Origin of the sequence: Immundisolibacter sp., assembly GCF_041625615.1 — a bacterium.
Classification (GTDB): Bacteria; Pseudomonadota; Gammaproteobacteria; order Immundisolibacterales; family Immundisolibacteraceae; genus Immundisolibacter.
This window is the reverse complement of the sequence record NZ_JBFJTF010000200.1, coordinates 1-3,036: the sequence shown is the minus strand read 5'-3', so window position 1 is coordinate 3,036 and position 3,036 is coordinate 1. Positions and strand designations below refer to the sequence as shown.

The 3,036-nt window shown below is 70.3% G+C and carries 2 protein-coding genes and 1 tRNA gene; all 3 read right to left on the bottom strand.

The genetic code is table 11. The annotated features are described in order from the left end of the window. Positions 1-184 precede the first annotated feature (184 nt). Positions 185-258: transfer RNA gene (locus ABYX71_RS11360), tRNA-Gly, on the bottom strand. Positions 259-308: 50 nt separating this feature from the next. Further along, complete coding sequence (locus tag ABYX71_RS11355; RefSeq protein ID WP_372696609.1) at positions 309-2,447, bottom strand: AsmA family protein; 2,139 nt, start codon at positions 2,445-2,447, stop codon at positions 309-311. Between the two features lie 43 nt (positions 2,448-2,490). Then, a partial coding sequence (gene pgeF / locus ABYX71_RS11350; protein ID WP_372696608.1) for a peptidoglycan editing factor PgeF occupies positions 2,491-3,036 on the bottom strand: 546 nt, incomplete at its 5' end.

The window sequence follows — 3,036 nt, the reverse complement described above, 5'->3', positions numbered from 1 at the left end:
GGGGGGAGGATTCGAACCTCCGAAGGCTGAGCCGTCAGATTTACAGTCTGATCCCTTTGACCGCTCGGGAACCCCTCCAGGGAAATAGCCGCGCATTATCTTGGCCATCGCGCGCTGCGTCAACGGGTAACGCCGACACGACGACCGCGCCACGACCCGGAGGGCGTGGTTCAGCCGTCGAAACTGGAGCGGGTGAAGGGAATCGAACCCTCACTAAGAGCTTGGGAAGCTCCCGTTCTACCATTGAACTACACCCGCGGTTGCCGGCATTCTAGCCAGCCGCTCTCCGGGCCGGCAAGGTCGGGGCGTCAGCGCCCGAACAGCCCGCGCAGCAATTGCTTGGCCGGCGCGTCCTCGTCGTCGCCATCTGGCGTCGACTCCAGCTTTTCCTGCAGGCGCCGCAGCGCTTCATCCCGCAGCACGTCCTTCAGCTCCGGCTGCACCGTGAACGCACCGGGCCGGCCGCGCACGCGCAGCGGCACAGGCGCCTCGCGGACGTCTTCCTGGGACGCCCCGTCGGCGCCGCGACGCACCGACGCCGCCCTGAGCCGATAGTCGATTTCCGTGCTGACCAGGTCGAGCGTGCCGGTGCCGGTGATGCGGTAGAACCGGTCGGGCCGGAAACGCACCTGCTCAACCATCAGATCTTCGCTGCGCCACACACCCGCCTTGATCGGGCCACTCATGCGCAGCACCGAGAACTGCGCATCGGGACTGGGGTCGCACGACTCCACCTCCCGCCCCCGGGCGGCGTCGATGGCCGCCCGCGCCTGACAGATGCTGCGATCCGGGTTGATGCCCTTGAGCACGCCATCGGTTCCGTTCAGCCGCGCGGTGCCGTTCAGGCTGCGCAGCAGCGCGTCGCCGGTAGCCGCGATACCGCTGACCTCGACCCCTGCGGTGAAGCGGCCCTGCAAGACATCCTGGCCAGCCAGGGCGAGCAGCAGCGGCGCAATCGACACGTCGGTGGCCGACAGCTTCAGACGCAGTCGCGGGTCACCCCGGCCGCTGGCGTCGACGCGCGCGCTGGCCTCCAGGGCTCCACCGTACAACGCCGTGCTGACCGGCTCGAGTGCGAGCCGCCCCCGGCCACTGCGCACCTGCAGCGAGAGATTCTGAGTGGCGATCCCGCGCAACTTCAGGGACCCCACCGTGACCGTACCCTGGACGTCGTGCCGAGCCGCCCGGCGCAGGACATCGGCCGGCGACGCCGCGACCGCGACGTCCGACGCTGCAAGCTCGGACACCTCACCGGGCTTCGCAGACCCGGACGCGGGCGTCGGCGGCAGGTAACGATCGAGGTCGAGGCCGTCACCCTCGAGCTCGAACCGGATCGCCGGTTGCGCGAAATCTCGCACACGCGCCGAACCACGCCACTGGCTACCATCAACCGCCAATTCCATCCGTGCCAGATTGACCTGACCGGCATCCGCCCTGAGTTCGAGGCTGCCACTGATCTGGCGCAGCACCTCAGCATCCGCGGTGGCCAGCTCCACGCCCATTTGCTGCGCCAGCGCCCGGACATCGAGCCGCTGCATGCGCAGCTGGGCACCGACCACCGGGCCATCGCCCGCCTGCGCCACTGTCAAATCACCGGCAAGGCTTAACGGGTCGCCTGCCAGCGTCAGATCCTGCAGGGCCAACCGCGACTGCGCCGGATCGAAGCTGGCCTCACCGGTCAGTCGAAATGGCAGCTGCCCACGCAAGGGGGCGCCGGCAACAATGGCATCCAGCTTCAGCGCGCGTGCGTGCCACAGCGCCTCGCCGGACCATTGCACGTCGGTTTCAAGGTCCAGCTGGACACTGCGCACCGGATCGCCCGTCTCCAGCGTGGCGGACGCCGTCAGCGGTATCGGGTGACCTGGGTCCAGGCCGGAGATCGCCACGTCCAGATCCCGAACGCGCGCCCAGCGGCCGCTGCGTCGATCGGTCCACAACAGGTCGCCGCCGTTGACCCGCATGCGCCCGATACCCACCCGGCCAGCCAGACTGGCGGCAATGCCGGGCTCGCTGGACGCCGGTGCCGGCGAGGCCTCGGCCTGTGGCTCCGGCAGCAAGTCCCCCCAGTTGCTGCGACCGGCCGCATCCACGGTGAGGCGCAGTTGGGGACGCTCGACCTCCACGCTGGCCACCTGCAGGCGCCCGCGCAGCAGCGGCCACAGCCGCAGATTGGCGCGCGCACCGTCCAGGCTCGCGAACGGCTCCGGGCCGAACCCGTCCGCATCGGCCAGCGCCAGGCGCGGCAACACCACCGCCGGGCGCGGCAACACGGCGACACGAATATCGCCGTCCACCGTCAGCTCCCGACCGGTGTGGGAGCGGGCGGCGACGATCAGCATGCTGCGCAGCGTGTCGCTGTCGACCAGGCGCGGCAGCAGGACGGCCGTCGCGCCCAGCACCGCGACCAACACCAGCAACGCGACCAGCAGGCGTCGTATCCACTTCATGCCTACAGCCTAACAGGATGGCGCCGCGGACCGGCGCGCCCACTCACTCGGTGCACCACACCAGGCTCGCCATGCGGCCGGTGATGCCATCGCGGCGGTACGAAAAGTAACGCTCCGCCTCGGTAACCGTGCAGGCATCCCCGCCATACACACGCCGTACCCCGCCCGCCGCCAGGGCCCGGCGCGTCAGCCCCGCAAGATCGGCCAGCCAGCGATCGTCCCGGCCGGCGATGAAACATGCCCGCGCCCCCGGATCGAGGGACAGAAACGCCTCGCGCACTTCACCGCCGACCTCGAATGCCGCCGGCCCGATGGCCGGCCCAAGCCAGGCGCTGAGCGCGGCCGCCGGCGCCCGAAAACGTGCCAGGGCCTTGTCGACAATGCCGCCGGCCAGGCCACGCCAGCCACAGTGCACGGCCGCCACCTCGCGCCCGTCGTCGCTGCACAGCAGCAGCGGCAGGCAATCAGCGGTCAGCACCGCACACACCACGCCGGGACAGTCCGCATAGCGGGCATCGGCCACCACGCCGGGCGGCGCCAACGGACCGGCCACCTCGGTGCCATGCACCTGCGACAGCCAGGCCGGCGC